The following is a 14134-nucleotide window of genomic DNA, read 5'->3' as shown; positions in this document are numbered from 1 at the left end:
GGATGGCCTCCTGGTGATGCTGTGGGAACCATCCTAGCTTGGATTCAGTCTAAAGTTGTCCCTCATCGAGACAGAAGGTGTACGTGAGGCGTCACACCTGCCCGTATCCGTCCAGGAACCGGGCGATCCGGCCGATCGCGTCCGTCAGGTCCTTCGTCGAGGGCAGCGTCACGACCCGGAAGTGATCGGGCTCCGGCCAGTTGAACCCCGTCCCCTGCACCACCATGATCTTCTCGGCCCGCAGCAGGTCGAGGACCATCTGCCGGTCGTCCTTGATCTTGTAGACCTTGGGGTCGAGCCGGGGGAAGAGGTACAGCGCCCCCTTCGGCTTCACGCAGGTGACGCCGGGAATCTGCGTCAGCAGGTCGTACGCCACGTCCCGCTGCTCCAGGATCCGGCCGCCCGGCAGCACCAGGTCGTTGATCGACTGCCGCCCGCCGAGCGCGGTGGCCACGGCGTGCTGCGAGGGCATGTTGGCGCACAGCCGCATGTTGGCCAGGATCGTCAGCCCCTCGATGTACGAGGATGCGTGGGCCTTCGGCCCGCAGACCGCCATCCAGCCGGAGCGGTACCCGGCCACCCGGTAGTTCTTGGACAGCCCGTTGAAGGTGAGCACCATCAGATCGGGGGCGATGGCCGCGGTCGGCGTGTGCGTCGCGCCGTCGTACAGGATGCGGTCGTAGATCTCGTCCGAGCAGACCACCAGGTTGTGCCGCCGGGCGATCTCCGTCAGCCCGCGCAGCATCTCGTCGTCGTAGACGGCGCCCGTCGGGTTGTTCGGATTGATGATCACCATGGCCTTGGTGCGGTCGGTGATCTTCCGCTCGATGTCGGCCAGGTCCGGCATCCAGTCCGACTGCTCGTCGCACCGGTAGTGCACCGCCGTACCGCCGGCGAGCGAGACGGACGCCGTCCACAGCGGATAGTCCGGAGCCGGTACGAGCACCTCGTCGCCGTCGTCGAGCAGCGCCTGCATCGACATCTGGATCAGTTCGGAGACGCCGTTGCCCAGGTAGACGTCCTCGACGTCGAGGTCGATTCCCTTGGTCTGGTAGTGCTGCATCACCGCGCGCCGTGCGGACAGCAGCCCCTTCGCGTCGCCGTAACCGTGCGCCCCGGAGAGGTTGCGCAGGATGTCTTCGAGGATCTCGGGCGGGCACTCGAAACCGAACGCGGCAGGGTTGCCGGTGTTCAGCTTGAGGATGCGGTGACCTGCGGCTTCCAGCCGCATCGCTTCCTCGAGCACGGGGCCGCGGATTTCGTAACAGACGTTGGCGAGCTTCGTGGACTGGATGACCTGCATGTCTGCGAGCTTACGACTGTGTTTCGCGGCCTGCCGGGACTTTCCCCGCCCATTCGCCCACCCGGGTCCGTCGGTCCCCCGCCCCGGCTTCCATCGGCATGCTCCCGCGCCCACGGGCCGTCGGAAACCGGGGCGCGCGCCGCACCGGGGCTTGGAATGGGGTGGAACGGGGAAGTGACGGACCGGGCCGGGTGACATGCGCCACGGCGCGCCGCGGTCCGTCGCCGCCGCCCGCGTCACTCCGGCAGCCGGGCGCCCTCCGGCAGCCGGATCCCGAACGTGTCCGCGAGGACCCGAACCGTCTCCGCGGTGTCCGCCAGCTCCCGCTCCTCCCGCTTCCCGTCGTGGGCCGTCACCACGAGGGTGCGGCCCGTGAGCGACAGGTGGGAGTCCGGGGTGGTGCGCTGCACGTACAGCAGGTGCTCGAACGGCGATCGCGGGTTGGTCGCGATGTGCCAGTTGATGACATCGAAGTCGGGCGCCTCGAACGGCTCCACCGTGAACGCGTACTGCGCCTGCCAGGCCCCGTCCGCCGTCTCGGCCCGGAGCTCCCACCTCTCCAGCGGTCCGTCGTGCGGTGTGTGGACCAGCCGGTGGTGGCGCGGGGTGTCGTGCAGCTCGGCGTCCGCGACCAGCGGGATCGGCTCCAGCAGCGAGCCCGCGGCACCGAATCCGACATCGGCGAGATAGGGCGTCGGCTCGCCCGGCACCCCGACCCGCATCAGCATGTGCGTCCGCGGCCGGACGTCCCCGGGGCCGGCGCCCAGCATCACCCGGGCGCACAGCAGCGTGACCTCGAAGCCCAGTGCCCGCAGCGCGGCCGCCAGCAGCGTGTTCTGCTCGTAGCAGTAGCCGCCGCGCTCACCGCGTACGAGCTTCGCCTCCAGGTCGGCGAGGGCGAGCGAGGGCACGGTACCGAGGACGGGGTCCAGGTTCTCGAACGGGATGCCCAGCGCGTGCGCACGGTGCACGGAGCGCAGCACGGCCACGGTGGGCCGGCGCTCCCCGCTCCAGCCGATCCGGGCGAGATAGGCGTCGAGGTCGAGGACGTGAGCGGCTTGGCGAGTCATGCCCCGAGAGTAGTCACGGCCAACCGGCGTGCGCGGCGGAGCGCGTGAGGGGGCGTGAACCTCCGAAGTACCTCGATCCGGGTGAGGGCCGGGGCGTGACAGGGGCCGCTGCCCGCATGATCGGAAACGGGAAGAAGGACGGCCCCCGTACGGCCCGCTACGCGGTCTTGTCCTCGGCGAGGGTGTGGGCGACCAGGGCGTTGGCGTGGCCGTGTCCCATCGCGTGCTCGGACTTGAGCCAGTTCACGATCTCCATGTGCTTGGTCAGCGGCGAGGCGCGGATGAGCTCCTTCCACTCCGCGACCGGACGGCCGTACTTCTGCTCGATCGACGGGAAATAGCTCGCGGGGCCCTTCACGGCATCGGTCATGACGGAAGTCTGGCAGCAGGGTCTGACATCGACCCGTCCAGAGCGGTATGACGGGCTCCCACCCGACCGGACCGGGCACAGGATGTCGGGTGGGGCAGGGGGGTCGATTCCTAGCGTGGTGGGTGAAAGGGAAGGAGGCCCGGGTGCTGGAGCGGCTGAACGAGGCCATGGACCACATCGAGCGCCGTCTCGATGACCGCATCGACGTCGCCGAGCTGGCCAGGACCGCCATGACGTCGGAGTACCACCTGAGGCGGATGTTCTCCGCACTCGCCGGGATACCGCTGTCGGAGTACATCCGGCGCAGGCGGCTCACGGTCGCCGGTGCCGAGGTGCTGGCCGGTGAGCGGACGCTGCTGGATGTCGCGGTGCGGTACGGCTACGCATCCGGCGAGGCGTTCGCCCGTGCGTTCCGGACGGTGCACGGCATCGGCCCCGGCGAGGCCAGGCGTACCGGGGCCGCACTGCGGTCCCAGCCCCGGATGTCCTTCCGCCTCATCGTCGAAGGGACCAGCAGCATGCGATACCGGATCGTGGAGAAGGAGAAGTTCTGTGTGGTGGGGAGGAAGGCGCGCGTTCCTCTGGTGCACGAGGGGATGAACCCGGCCATCGCCACGTTCATCCGGAGCATCGACAAGGAGACCGTGGGGCGGATCAGCGGCCTGTCCGACCAGGAGCCGGAGGGGATCGTCCAGGTGAGTGACGACCTCGCGGAGAGTCGTGCCGAGGGCAGCGAACTGGACTACTACCACGGGGTGGTGAGCTCGGCGCCCGTCCCCGAGGACATGGACGCGCTCCCCGTGGCTGCGGGCACCTGGGCCGTCTTCGACAGTTCGGGTACGTTCCCGCAGGCCCTCCAGTACCTGTGGCGCGACGTGTTCACCGAGTGGTTCCCGTCCAATCCCTACCGGAGCAGGCCCGGTCCCGAGATCCTGCGCACCCGGCTCTCTCCCGACGGGGCGCGGGCGGACGCGCAGTTGTGGATTCCGGTGGAGAGAATCGGTAAGTGACGGAGCGTCGGTGCGTGGGGCGGCCGAACGCCGCGGCCTTCACGACGTGTTGGAAGGTCGTGGGCAGCGAGTTGTCCCCCGTGCGAGCTACACGCAGGTGTCCACCGTGCGGTGACGACTCCCGTCCGCCGGATCCGTAGCGTCGGAGCGTAGCCGCAGGGGGAGATGTCCGCGGCCCGGCAGAGGAGTGCGTATGCGAGTCGTCCGGCAGCTTTTGGTCATCGTCGCGGTGTGGATGATCGGCGGTCAATGCGTTGCGGCCGTGGACGGGAACCCGTGGCTCACGCTGGTTCTCGGCCTCCTGGTCGCGGTGCTCGCCGTGCCGGCCTACCGGTGGGTGGTGGGCCGGACCGAGCAGCGCCCGGTCACCGAGCTGGCCCCGGAGGGCGCGCGGTCGGCCGTCGGCCGCGGGGTGCTGATCGGTCTGGCGCTGTTCGGGGCCGTCATCGTGAACCTGGCCCTCTCCGGCAACTACCACGTCGACGGTATCGGCTCGGTCGGCGGAGCCGTGGGGCTGATCGGCTTCATGGCCGCCGCCGCCATGACGGAGGAACTGCTCTTCCGCGGCATCCTGTTCAGGATCATCGAGGAACGTGCCGGCACCTGGCTCTCGCTGGGCCTGACCGGAACCCTGTTCGGCCTCATGCACCTGCTGAACCCGAACGCCAGCCTGTGGGGCGCCATCGCCATCGCCGTCGAGGCCGGCGGCATGCTCGCCGCCGCGTACGCGGCCACCCGCACGCTGTGGTTGCCCATCGGCGTGCACTTCGCCTGGAACTTCGCCGCGTCCGGCATCTTCAGCACCGAGGTCTCGGGCAACGACACCCCGCAGGGGCTCCTGGACTCGTCCACCTCGGGCTCGCACCTGCTGACCGGCGGTGACTTCGGCCCGGAGGGCAGTCTGTACGCGGTGCTGTTCGGCGCGATGCTGACCGGGGCGTTCATGTGGATGGCCCACCGGCGTGGCCGCGTGGTGCCCCGGCGCAGCCGGCGCGTCGCTGAGGCCGGGGACACGACTAGAGTTCTTCGGTGACCAGACTGCGAAGGATCTCGGAGCTGTGGCACCGGTTGGACGTCACGGTTCGCGATCTCCCTCTCGGACTGCTTCTCCTCGCCGCGTCGCTCGTGCCCGCGTTGTACAACCGCGGTACGGAGATCGGCGGCATGCCGGCCCGCTCCCTCGACGTGCTGGGCGTCGTGGCCCTCTGCCTGCAGAGCCTGCCGCTCGCTGTGCGCCGGCGGTGGCCGTCGGCCGCGCTCGCACTGGTGGCACTCGGCTTCGTCGTGGACCAACTGAGCGGCTACCACCTGCTCGCGGGCTCCGCGCTGCCCGTCGCCCTGCTGAGTGCGGGTTCCCATCTCGCGCGGCACCGGCGCGCCACCGTGCTCGTCCTCTCCGGGGCGTACGTGGCCCTGGCGGTGGCGCTCCTGCGGCTCGGGCCCGGGGAGAGTCTGGCCGGCTTCGTGGCCTTCTACGCGGCGCTGGCCCTCTCCTGGGCCGCCGGGGCGTGGCTGCGCCACACGCGCGAGCTGGAGAGCGAACGCCGCCGCCGGGTCGTCGAGGACACCCGCCTCGCCGAACGGACCCGCATCGCCCGCGAACTCCACGACATCGTCACCCACCATGTGACGGCGATGGTCGTGCAGACCGAGGCGGCCCGCTACCTGACCGCGGCGCCCGAGCGGCTCGACCGGACCCTGGCCACGGTCACCGACACCGGCCGGCGGGCCATCACCGACCTGCGGCACCTGCTCGACCTGCTCAACCCCGACCACGGCGCCGAGGCCAGGAAACCGACCGTCGGCCGGATCCTCACCCTCGTGGAACAGACCCGCCGGGCCGGGCAGGAAGTGGAGTTCACCGAGCAGGGCACACCGGCCGCGTCGACCGGAAGCGCCGATCTGGTGGCCTACCGGGTCGTGCAGGAGGCCCTGACGAACGCCCTCAAGTACGCGCACGGCAGCAACACTTCGGTTCAGGTGCGACACAGCGAGAGAGAGATCACCGTGGAGGTCAGCACGGACGGTTCCGGCTCACGGGCCAAGGTTCCCGGAGGGAGCGGGCGGGGCCTCGCCGGGCTCCGTGAGCGCGTCGATGTCCTGGGCGGCGACTTCAGCGCGGACCCCCGCACGGGCGGCGGATTCGTCGTCCGGGCCCGCATACCCGCCGGGAGCGCCAAGTGACCGAGCCTCCCGCGCCCATCAGGGTCCTCGTCTGCGACGACCAGGTCCTGGTCCGCACCGGGCTGGCCACGATCATCGACGCCCAGCCCGACCTCGAGGTGGCGGGCGAGTGCGGGGACGGGCGGACGGCGGTCGAGATGGCCGGCCTTCTGCGCCCGGACGTCGTGGTGATGGACATCCGCATGCCGGTGCTCGACGGCATCGAGGCCACCCGCCTGCTGGCCGGCGCCGGGGTGGCGCACCCCGTCAAGGTGCTCGTGGTGACCACGTTCAACCTGGACGAGTACGTCTACGAGGCGCTGCGCGCCGGGGCGAGCGGGTTCCTGCTCAAGGACGCGCCCCCCGCCCAACTGCTGCACGGCATCAGGACGGTGCGGACGGGCCAGGCGCTGCTGGACCCCGAGGTGACGCGCCGGCTCGTGGGCCGGTACGCCGCCCGGATCCGGCCGACCGGCCACACGCCCCACGACATCCCGCTGACTCCGCGCGAACTGGAGGTCCTGCGCCTCATCGCGGACGGCTTCTCCAACAGCGAGATCGCCGTGACCCTCCTGATCAGTCCGGAGACCGTCAAGACCTTCGTGTCACGCATCCTCGCCAAACTCGGGCTGCGCGACCGCGTCCAGGCCGTCGTCTACGCCTACCGCCAGGGCCTGGTGACCTGAATTCGCCCCTTGTGGGCTTCCCTCCAGTGCGCCACCATGCGCATGTCAAAACCGGAAGAACTCCGGTCGCAGAGGCTCCTCACGCTCTGCGCAGGTCACTTGAGGGGACCCCCACATGAAAAAGCCTCTCGTCGGTGCGCTCTTCGCGGTGCTGCTCCTCGGAGCCGGCACCGCGCCCGCGTCAGCGGCCACAAGCCACGACGCGGCAGCGCCCGGCACGGTCAGGGCGGCAGCGGCCACCGCGAGCCGCACCGCGGCGGACGCGGCGTCATCCGGCCACGCGGCCGTCCGGGCGAAGGCCATCGGCTTCGCCGGGACCGTGGCGCTCAGCAACTGTTCGGGATCGGTCGTCCGCGCGCCCGGCTCCCAGCCGGGCGACCCCGCGCTCGTGCTCTCCAACGGGCACTGCATGGAGTCCGGCTTCCCCGGCCCGGGCGAGGTCGTGTTCAACCAGCGCTCCACCCGCAGCTTCACCCTGCTCAACGCCTCGGGCAGCGGTGTCGGCACCGTCCGGGCGAGCAAGATCGCGTACGGGACGATGACGGACACCGACATATCGGTGTACCAACTCACGTCCACGTACGCGCAGATCGAGAGTCGCTACGGCATCAAGGCGCTGGAGCTCAACACCGCGCACCCCGTGCAGGGCACCGCGATCACCGTCGTGTCCGGGTACTGGAAGCGCACGTACAGCTGCAACGTCGACGGGTTCGTCTACCGCCTCAAGGAGGGGGAGTGGACCTGGAAGGACTCGGTCCGTTACACCTCCGCCTGCCAGACCATCGGCGGTACGTCCGGCTCGCCGGTGATCGACAACGCGACCGGCAAGGTCGTCGCCGTCAACAACACCGGTAACGAGGACGGGCAGCGGTGCACGGACAACAATCCGTGCGAGGTCGACGCGAACGGGCAGGTGACGGTCCGCAAGGGCATCAACTACGCCCAGGAGACGTACGGCATCGTGCCGTGCATCGGCGCCGGAAACGTCTTCGACCTCAACCGTGCGGGGTGTGCGCTGCCCAAGCCGTGACGGGCCGGCGGGGGCGGGGACACCGTTCCCGCCCCCGCTTCCGGGTCAGATCCTGCGCCACCGGGCGTTCGCGCAGGAGAAGAGTCCGAAGGCCACCAGCCCGACGGCGATCAGGGCCAGCAGCCACGGGCCGGCCGGTGTCGTGCTGAAGGACCGCAGGGTGTCGTCCATCCCCTTGGCCTCGCCGGAGCGGGCCTTGACGGCCGCGGCCACGGCGAATCCGCCCGCCACCGCGAAGACGAGTCCGCGCGAGACGCCGCCGAAGATGCCGGTGATGTCCACGGCCCGTCGTACGGCGGGCGACATCTCGCCCATGCGCAGGTGCTTGTGGAACTTCCGCAGGGCCGCACGGCCGGCGATCCACAGGCCCGCGCCGGCGATGACCGCACCGCCCGTCGCCACCAGCCAGCGTCCGCCCGTCATGCCGAGGACCTCCGCCGTGACGTCCTTCGACTGCGAGTCCCCGGAACCGCTGCCGCTGCCCCGGTCGCCCGCGGCGAACATCAGGACCGAGTACGACACGAAGGCGTAGAAGACGGCGCGCGCCCCCGAGGCCAGGCGCTTGGTCGCCTTGTGCCCGTCCGGGCCCGCGGCGCCGAACGCCGCTTCGGACAGCCGCCACAGGGCCATGCCCGCCAGGGCGATCCCCAGGACCCACAACAGCACGGAACCGAAGGGCTTCTGCGCTATCTCCGCGAGTGCCCCGCCCCGGTCCGCCTGCTTTCCGCCGCCCCCGCCCGATCCGCCGTCGCCGAACGCGATGCGCAGCGCGAGGAAGCCGACGAGGAAGTAGATCACCCCGCGCGCCACGAATCCGGCGCGCCCGCCCGCCTCGACCGCCGCACTGTTTCCCGCGCGTCTCGCCTTTCCCTGACTCCTGCGGGCTGTCACAGAGATATTCATGACCTCCCACGTGCCCGCGCCCCGGGCCCGGAAACCAGGCGGAACCGCGGTCCGACCCCCCGCCCGTACGGCGGCCGGCCTGCTACGGCGCGACGGGCCGCGCCCCCGTGGACCGCACCGACCGGCCCGCCAGCACCTGCGTCCGCTTCCCGTCCTCGATGACGAAACGGCCGTCGATCAGCACGTGGGGGATGCCGGTCGGCAGGGTGCGGGGCTCGTCGAACGTCGAGCCCGCCGCGACCGTCGCCGGGTCGAACAGGACCAGGTCGGCGCGGTAGCCCTCGCGCACGTACCCGCGGTCGGGCAGCCGCAGACGGGCGGCCGGGCGCGAGGTGAGGTGGGCGACGCACTCCTCCAGGGAGAGGATGCCCAGATCACGCGCGTACCGGCCGAGGTACTGCGGGAACGTGCCGTACGCCCTCGGGTGCGGCTTGTCGCCCTGGAGGATGCCGTCGCTGCCGCCCGTGTGGACGCGGTGGCGCATGATCTGCCGGACGTTCTCCTCGTGGCCCACGTGCTGGAGGATCGTCGTCCCCAGCCGGTCGTCCATGAGCAGCCGCCGCGCGGTGGCCCAGGGCTCCTCGCCGCGCAGCCGCGCCGACTCGGCGACCGTCCGGCCGACGTACGGGGCGAGGTCCGGGACGCTGACGCCGGAGATCTCGATGGTCTCCCACTCGATCGGCACCCCGTGGCAGCCGTCCGACCCCACGACCTCCAGGTCGTGACGGATCCGCGCCGCCGTCGCGTCGTCGGCCAGCCGGGTCAGGACCGACTCGGGGCCGCCCTCGCTCGCCCAGCTCGGCAGCATCGCGACCAGGGTCGTACAGCCCGGGGTGTACGGGTAGGTGTCGAGCGAGATGTCGGCGCCCGCGTCGAGCGCGCGGTCGAGGAGGCCGAGCAGCTCGGGGGCGCGGCCCTCGTTCACGCCGAAGTTCATGGTGGCGTGGGCGAGATGGAGAGCGCAGCCCGCGGAGCGGGTGAGCCGCACCATCTCCTCGTACGCCTCCAGGGCCCCGGCGCCGTACGAGCGGTGGTGCGGGCAGTAGTAGCCGCCGTGCTCCGCCACCACCCGGCACAGGGCGGTGAGTTCGGCGTCGTCCGCGTACATGCCCGGGGTGTACGTGAGCCCGGAGGACATGCCGACGGCGCCCTCGGACAGGGACTGCGCGACGAGCCGCTTCATCCGGGTCAGTTCGGCATCGGTGGCCGGCCGGTCGTCCCAGCCGACCGCGTACATCCGCACGGTGCCCTGCGGGACGAGGTAGGCGGCGTTCACCGCGATGCCCCGGCCGCCGAAGTTGCGGTCGAGCCGGTCGAGGTACTCGCCGACGGTGCGCCAGTCGAAGTCGATGTCGCTCCCGTCGCCGTTCCACCCCGTGATGGAGCGGCGTACCTCCGCGAGGGTGCGGTCGTCGACGGGCGCGTACGACAGCCCGTCCTGGCCGAGCACTTCGAGGGTGACGCCCTGCGCCGCCTTCGCGCTGTGGTCGGGGTCGCGCAGCAGGGCGAGGTCGCTGTGGGCGTGCATGTCGACGAAGCCGGGGGAGAGGGCGAGGCCGTCGGCGTCCAGGATGCGGGCGGCCGTGGGGCGGGGCCCGGGGGAGTCCTCGTGGTGGATCTCCGCGATGCGGCCGTCGACGAGGGCCACGTCGGCGCGGTAGGAGGGGGTGGCGGTGCCGTCGATGACGCGGGCGTCGCGGATGACGAGGTCCATGGGATGCCTTTCAAGGGGGCCCGGGAGCTCCGCGACGCTGTGGTGACCTACAGCGCCGCTCCGCCCCCGGGCCCTCGTTCTTCGGTCGGGATCAGAAGAAGGTGCGGATGTAGTCCGTGACCGTGCCGTCCGCCTCCACCAGCGGGATCAGCTGCCACTTGTCGAAGCTGGTGCAGGGGTGCGAGAGGCCCATCCCCACCCAGTCCCCGACCTCCAGCGCGGCCTCCTCGTCCGTCCGTACCCACGCGTGCTGGTCCGACAGGCCGGTGACCTCGACCCCCGAGGCCTCCCGCACCGAGCCGTCGCGCCCGGACCGCACGACCTGCGCCCGGGGCAGATCCAGGTCGTAGGCCGCGTCCCGCTTGCCCGCGTTCAGGAACGCCTGCTCGCCCGTGGGACGCGACACGACCTGGGCCCAGAGGCGGAAGGCGGGCTGCAGGGCGCCCTCCTCGGGTACCCGGTTGAAGGGGGTGAGGTGGCGGTAGTGCCCGTCGTCGTGCGAGACGTACGCCCCCGAGCGGAGCAGCTTGAGTACGGGTGAGGAGAGTGCGGGGATCTGTGCGAACACGTCCGCGACCGCGTCGAACCACGCGCTGCCGCCCGCGCTGATCACGATCGGTTCACCCGCGTCCAGGGCGGCGAACCGCCCCGCCGCGTCGAAGTCCGAGGCGAGTGCGACGAGCCGGCGCAGCCAGTCCCGTACCCGCTCGCCCGTCGCGTCCGGCACCTCGCCCTCGTAACCGGCCACGCCCACCAGGCGCAGCGTCCCCGCGGCGGCCACCGCGTCGGCGACCGCGGCGCAGTCGGCCTCGGTGCGGGCACCCGTGCGGGCGCCCTCGCCGGCGCCGAGCTCCACGACGACGTCCACGGGGCGGGAGGCGCCCGCCGCGCGCAGGGCCTCCTCCATCAGCTCGACGCCGCGCACCGAGTCGACGTAACAGACGAAGCGGAACTCCGGGTCGGCGTCGAGCTCGCCCGCGAGCCACCGCAGCGCCACCGCGTCGACGAGTTCGTTGGCGAGGAAGATCCGCTGGATGCCGTACGCCCGGTAGACCCGCGCCTGGTGCGGCACCGCGGCGGTGATGCCCCACGCGCCGTGCTCCAGCTGACGGGCGAAGAGCTGCGGTGACATCGACGTCTTGCCGTGCGGCGCGAACGCGAGGCCGTGGCGCTGCGCGTACGTCTCCAGCAGGGCGAGGTTGTGCGCGACGGACTCGGCCGACAGGGCGAGCACGGGAGTGGTGAACCCGCCGGTGAAGAGGTTGCGCCGCTCGGCGGCCAGCTCGCCGACGGTCAGGCCGTCCGCGTCGGGCGGGAGGGCCTTGAACCGGTGGTCCACCCGCTCCTCGGCGAGCGGGGCCACGGGACGGTCGGCAGCCATGGGGGCTCCTTCTCGATCGAAGTAGGTCGTGTCGTACCTGGTCGTACGTGGTCGTGCGCCGTTGCATGCGCACCGTCGTTGCAACATGTGCAACACCCGTTGCGTATATCGCTCAGGGCTGTCTAACATCCGAGCCGACGCCCGGTCAATGCTGAGACCCGGCGCCGCCCGCCCGACCACGAGGAGCCCGAGTGTCCGGAACCCCGGCCAGGACCGACGCCGCCACGGCCGCCGCCGTCGTGTGCCTCGGCGAGTCCATGGTGACGTTCCTGCCCTCGCGGCCCGGGCGCCTCGCCGACGTCCCCTCCTTCGACCGCGGCATCGGCGGCGCCGAGTCCAACGTGGCCTGCGCGCTCGCCGCGGCCGGCCACCGCACGGCCTGGGTGGGCAGGGTCGGGGCGGACGGCTTCGGCGACCACCTCGTCGAGGCGATCTCCGCGTACGGGGTCGACACCTCCGCCGTGCGCCGCGATCCCGCCCGGCCCACGGGCATCTACTTCCGCACGGCGACGGACCGCGGCACCGACGTGCACGAGGTGGCGTACTACCGGGCCGGGTCAGCGGCCTCCGCGATGTCCCCCTCGAACGCCCCGTACGACGCACTGTTCGCCGGGCGGGTCCTGCACCTGTCCGGCATCACGGCGGCGCTCTCCGCCGACTGCCTGGCCCTCCTGCACGAGCTGACGGCACCGCGCCCCTGGCGCCCCCTCGTCTCCTTCGACGTCAACCACCGGCCCGGCCTGTGGCGCGACGCCGGCGCGTCACCCGCCGTCCTGCTGGACCTGGCCCGCCGCGCCGACCTCGTCTTCGTCGGCGAGGACGAGGCGGAGGAGGCGTGGGGGATCGCGGGAACCGAGGCCATCCGCGCGGCGCTGCCGGAACCGGCGGTGCTGGTCGTGAAGCGGGGGGCGGAGGGCGCGACGGTCTTCTCCCGGGGGGCGGGCGCGGCCGACACCGTCACCGACGTCCCCGCCCTCCACGTCGACGTCGTCGCCGCCGTGGGCGCCGGTGACGCGTTCGCCGCCGGGTTCCTCTCCGCCACCCTGCGCGGACTGCCCGTCCGCGACCGCGCCCGCCACGGCCACCTGATGGCCGCCGCCGTCCTCACGGTCCCCGGCGACCTCACCGACCCGCCCGCCCGCGACCGGGCCGACCGCCTCGTCGCCCTCGACGACACCGACTGGGGGAGACTGCGTCTCGGCCCCGGGTGGACGGGGGACGACACGGAGGTACGTACGACATGAGTCAGACCGTCGACCGGGCGCTGAGCATCCTGCCGCTGCTCGCCCAGGGGCCCGCCGACCTCGGACAGGTCGCCGAGCGGCTCGGCGTCCACAAGTCCACGGCCCTGCGCCTGCTCCGTACCCTCCACGAGCACGGGCTCGTCTACCGCCAGCAGGACCAGCGCTACCGCCTCGGCGCGCGGCTCTTCGCACTCGCCCAGGAAGCCGTCGAGAACCTCGACGTGCGGGAGATCGCCCACGCGCACCTCGTCGAGCTCAACGCGAACTGCGGGCACACCGTCCACCTCGCCGTGTACGAGGAGAACGAGGTCCTCTACATCGACAAGGTCGAGAGCCGCTACCCGGTCCGGATGTACTCCCGCGTCGGCAAGCCCGTCGCGATCACCGTCGCCGCCGTGGCCAAGCTCCTGCTCGCCGACCTGTCCGAAGCCGAGCGGCGCGCCATCGCGGAGAAGCTCGACTACCCCATGTACACGTCCCGTTCGACCTCCGGCCCCGGCGCCTTCCTCAAGGAACTCGCCACCGTGCGCGAACAGGGATGGGCCACCGACCTCGGCGGCCACGAGGAGTCCATCAACTGCGTCGGCGCCCCCATTCGCGGCGCCGACGGGCGCGTCGTCGCCGCGATGTCGGTCTCCGCGCCGAACGTGGTCGTCACGGCCGAGGAACTCCTCACCCTGCTCCCCCTGGTCCGGCGCACCGCCGACACCATCAGCCGGGAGTACTCCGGCACCAACCGACCCAAGAGAGCCTGATCAGCGATGACCGACAGCACCGTCAAGACCCCCCTCACCCCGAGCACCCACACCACCCCGCCCGCGAAGTTCTCGCACGGGGTGCGCAAGGGGAACATCCTCCAGGTCGCCGGCCAGGTCGGCTTCCTGCCCGCCGTCGAGGGCCAGGCCCCGACTCCGGCCGGTCCGACCCTGCGCGAGCAGACCCTCCAGACCTTCGCCAACGTCAAGGCGATCCTGGAGGAGGGCGGCGCGAGCTGGGACGACGTGATGATGATGCGCGTCTACCTCACGGACGTGGACCACTTCGCCGAGATGAACGAGATCTACAACGCCTACTTCGGCGAGCAGGACCTCAAGGAGGCTCCCGCCGCCCGCACGACGGTCTACGTCGGCCTGCCCAAGGGCCTGCTCATCGAGATCGACGCCCTCGCGGTCCTCGGCCGATCCTGATCACCTTGCCTGACCCGCTCCACCGCACCACCCAGCTGTACGGCACGGCGCCCCGCCCCGCGGCGGCGCCGTG

General features: G+C 71.6%; 14 protein-coding genes. 8 read left to right on the top strand and 6 right to left on the bottom strand.

Annotated features, from left to right (window positions below; all coding sequences use genetic code 11):
* Positions 1-91 precede the first annotated feature (91 nt).
* The 3 genes from ACFYPA_RS22850 to ACFYPA_RS22840 all read right to left on the bottom strand — a co-directional run bounded on the left by ACFYPA_RS22850 (position 92) and on the right by ACFYPA_RS22840 (position 2743).
* Positions 92-1303 carry a pyridoxal phosphate-dependent aminotransferase gene (locus tag ACFYPA_RS22850; RefSeq protein ID WP_359078791.1) on the bottom strand — a complete coding sequence of 404 codons (1212 nt, stop codon included), beginning with the start codon at positions 1301-1303 and terminating at the stop codon, positions 92-94.
* 236 nt (positions 1304-1539) lie between these two features.
* Positions 1540-2373, bottom strand: a complete 834-nt coding sequence (locus ACFYPA_RS22845) for an arylamine N-acetyltransferase (protein WP_359078794.1) — start codon at positions 2371-2373, stop codon at positions 1540-1542.
* Between the two features lie 157 nt (positions 2374-2530).
* The gene (locus ACFYPA_RS22840; RefSeq protein ID WP_359078796.1) at positions 2531-2743 is read right to left on the bottom strand and encodes a DUF4287 domain-containing protein; all 213 of its coding nucleotides are present in this window, start codon (positions 2741-2743) and stop codon (positions 2531-2533) included.
* Positions 2744-2886: 143 nt separating this feature from the next.
* On the opposite strand from ACFYPA_RS22840, the gene ACFYPA_RS22835 reads away from it, so the two are divergent.
* The 5 genes from ACFYPA_RS22835 to ACFYPA_RS22815 all read left to right on the top strand — a co-directional run bounded on the left by ACFYPA_RS22835 (position 2887) and on the right by ACFYPA_RS22815 (position 7632).
* Positions 2887-3753 carry an AraC family transcriptional regulator gene (locus tag ACFYPA_RS22835; RefSeq protein ID WP_359313974.1) on the top strand — a complete coding sequence of 289 codons (867 nt, stop codon included), beginning with the start codon at positions 2887-2889 and terminating at the stop codon, positions 3751-3753.
* A gap of 193 nt (positions 3754-3946) precedes the next feature.
* Complete coding sequence (locus ACFYPA_RS22830; RefSeq protein WP_389133893.1) at positions 3947-4786, top strand: type II CAAX prenyl endopeptidase Rce1 family protein; 840 nt, start codon at positions 3947-3949, stop codon at positions 4784-4786.
* The gene (locus ACFYPA_RS22825; RefSeq protein ID WP_359078802.1) at positions 4783-5937 is read left to right on the top strand and encodes a histidine kinase; all 1155 of its coding nucleotides are present in this window, start codon (positions 4783-4785) and stop codon (positions 5935-5937) included. The genes ACFYPA_RS22830 and ACFYPA_RS22825 overlap by 4 nt, the downstream gene beginning before the upstream one ends.
* The gene (locus tag ACFYPA_RS22820; protein ID WP_389133890.1) at positions 5934-6602 is read left to right on the top strand and encodes a response regulator; all 669 of its coding nucleotides are present in this window, start codon (positions 5934-5936) and stop codon (positions 6600-6602) included. The genes ACFYPA_RS22825 and ACFYPA_RS22820 overlap by 4 nt, the downstream gene beginning before the upstream one ends.
* A gap of 115 nt (positions 6603-6717) precedes the next feature.
* Positions 6718-7632 carry a serine protease gene (locus tag ACFYPA_RS22815; RefSeq protein ID WP_359078806.1) on the top strand — a complete coding sequence of 305 codons (915 nt, stop codon included), beginning with the start codon at positions 6718-6720 and terminating at the stop codon, positions 7630-7632.
* Between the two features lie 45 nt (positions 7633-7677).
* Here the strand turns inward: ACFYPA_RS22815 and ACFYPA_RS22810 are convergent, their stop codons facing one another.
* From ACFYPA_RS22810 to ACFYPA_RS22800, 3 genes are all read right to left on the bottom strand, one after another.
* Positions 7678-8535, bottom strand: coding sequence for a DUF1206 domain-containing protein (locus ACFYPA_RS22810; RefSeq protein WP_359078808.1), 858 nt, complete (start codon positions 8533-8535; stop codon positions 7678-7680).
* An 82-nt stretch (positions 8536-8617) separates the two neighbouring features.
* Positions 8618-10249 carry a D-aminoacylase gene (locus tag ACFYPA_RS22805; RefSeq protein ID WP_359350542.1) on the bottom strand — a complete coding sequence of 544 codons (1632 nt, stop codon included), beginning with the start codon at positions 10247-10249 and terminating at the stop codon, positions 8618-8620.
* 91 nt (positions 10250-10340) lie between these two features.
* Complete coding sequence (locus ACFYPA_RS22800; RefSeq protein WP_359078812.1) at positions 10341-11630, bottom strand: alanine racemase; 1290 nt, start codon at positions 11628-11630, stop codon at positions 10341-10343.
* A 191-nt stretch (positions 11631-11821) separates the two neighbouring features.
* On the opposite strand from ACFYPA_RS22800, the gene ACFYPA_RS22795 reads away from it, so the two are divergent.
* The 3 genes from ACFYPA_RS22795 to ACFYPA_RS22785 are packed head-to-tail and all read left to right on the top strand — an operon-like array spanning position 11822 to position 14061.
* The gene (locus tag ACFYPA_RS22795) at positions 11822-12874 is read left to right on the top strand and encodes a sugar kinase (protein WP_389133885.1); all 1053 of its coding nucleotides are present in this window, start codon (positions 11822-11824) and stop codon (positions 12872-12874) included.
* Complete coding sequence (locus ACFYPA_RS22790) at positions 12871-13629, top strand: IclR family transcriptional regulator (RefSeq protein ID WP_359078815.1); 759 nt, start codon at positions 12871-12873, stop codon at positions 13627-13629. The genes ACFYPA_RS22795 and ACFYPA_RS22790 overlap by 4 nt, the downstream gene beginning before the upstream one ends.
* A gap of 6 nt (positions 13630-13635) precedes the next feature.
* The gene (locus tag ACFYPA_RS22785; protein WP_389133881.1) at positions 13636-14061 is read left to right on the top strand and encodes a RidA family protein; all 426 of its coding nucleotides are present in this window, start codon (positions 13636-13638) and stop codon (positions 14059-14061) included.
* Positions 14062-14134: the final 73 nt, after the last annotated feature.

The organism is Streptomyces sp. NPDC005775, assembly GCF_042871565.1.
In the GTDB taxonomy this organism is placed as follows: Bacteria; Actinomycetota; Actinomycetes; order Streptomycetales; family Streptomycetaceae; genus Streptomyces.
The sequence above is the reverse complement of the archived record's forward strand: the minus strand, read 5'-3'. Positions and strand labels throughout refer to the sequence as shown.

Excerpts from the sequence above, each read along its gene's own strand:
- ACFYPA_RS22850 (WP_359078791.1), bottom strand. The coding sequence starts at position 1,303 with ATGCAGGTCATCCAGTCCACGAAGCTCGCCAACGTCTGTTACGAAATC.
- ACFYPA_RS22845 (WP_359078794.1), bottom strand. The coding sequence starts at position 2,373 with ATGACTCGCCAAGCCGCTCACGTCCTCGACCTCGACGCCTATCTCGCC.
- ACFYPA_RS22840 (WP_359078796.1), bottom strand. The coding sequence starts at position 2,743 with ATGACCGATGCCGTGAAGGGCCCCGCGAGCTATTTCCCGTCGATCGAG.
- ACFYPA_RS22830 (WP_389133893.1), top strand. The coding sequence starts at position 3,947 with ATGCGAGTCGTCCGGCAGCTTTTGGTCATCGTCGCGGTGTGGATGATC.
- ACFYPA_RS22815 (WP_359078806.1), top strand. The coding sequence starts at position 6,718 with ATGAAAAAGCCTCTCGTCGGTGCGCTCTTCGCGGTGCTGCTCCTCGGA.
- ACFYPA_RS22810 (WP_359078808.1), bottom strand. The coding sequence starts at position 8,535 with ATGAATATCTCTGTGACAGCCCGCAGGAGTCAGGGAAAGGCGAGACGC.
- ACFYPA_RS22805 (WP_359350542.1), bottom strand. The coding sequence starts at position 10,249 with ATGGACCTCGTCATCCGCGACGCCCGCGTCATCGACGGCACCGCCACC.
- ACFYPA_RS22800 (WP_359078812.1), bottom strand. The coding sequence starts at position 11,630 with ATGGCTGCCGACCGTCCCGTGGCCCCGCTCGCCGAGGAGCGGGTGGAC.
- ACFYPA_RS22790 (WP_359078815.1), top strand. The coding sequence starts at position 12,871 with ATGAGTCAGACCGTCGACCGGGCGCTGAGCATCCTGCCGCTGCTCGCC.
- ACFYPA_RS22785 (WP_389133881.1), top strand. The coding sequence starts at position 13,636 with ATGACCGACAGCACCGTCAAGACCCCCCTCACCCCGAGCACCCACACC.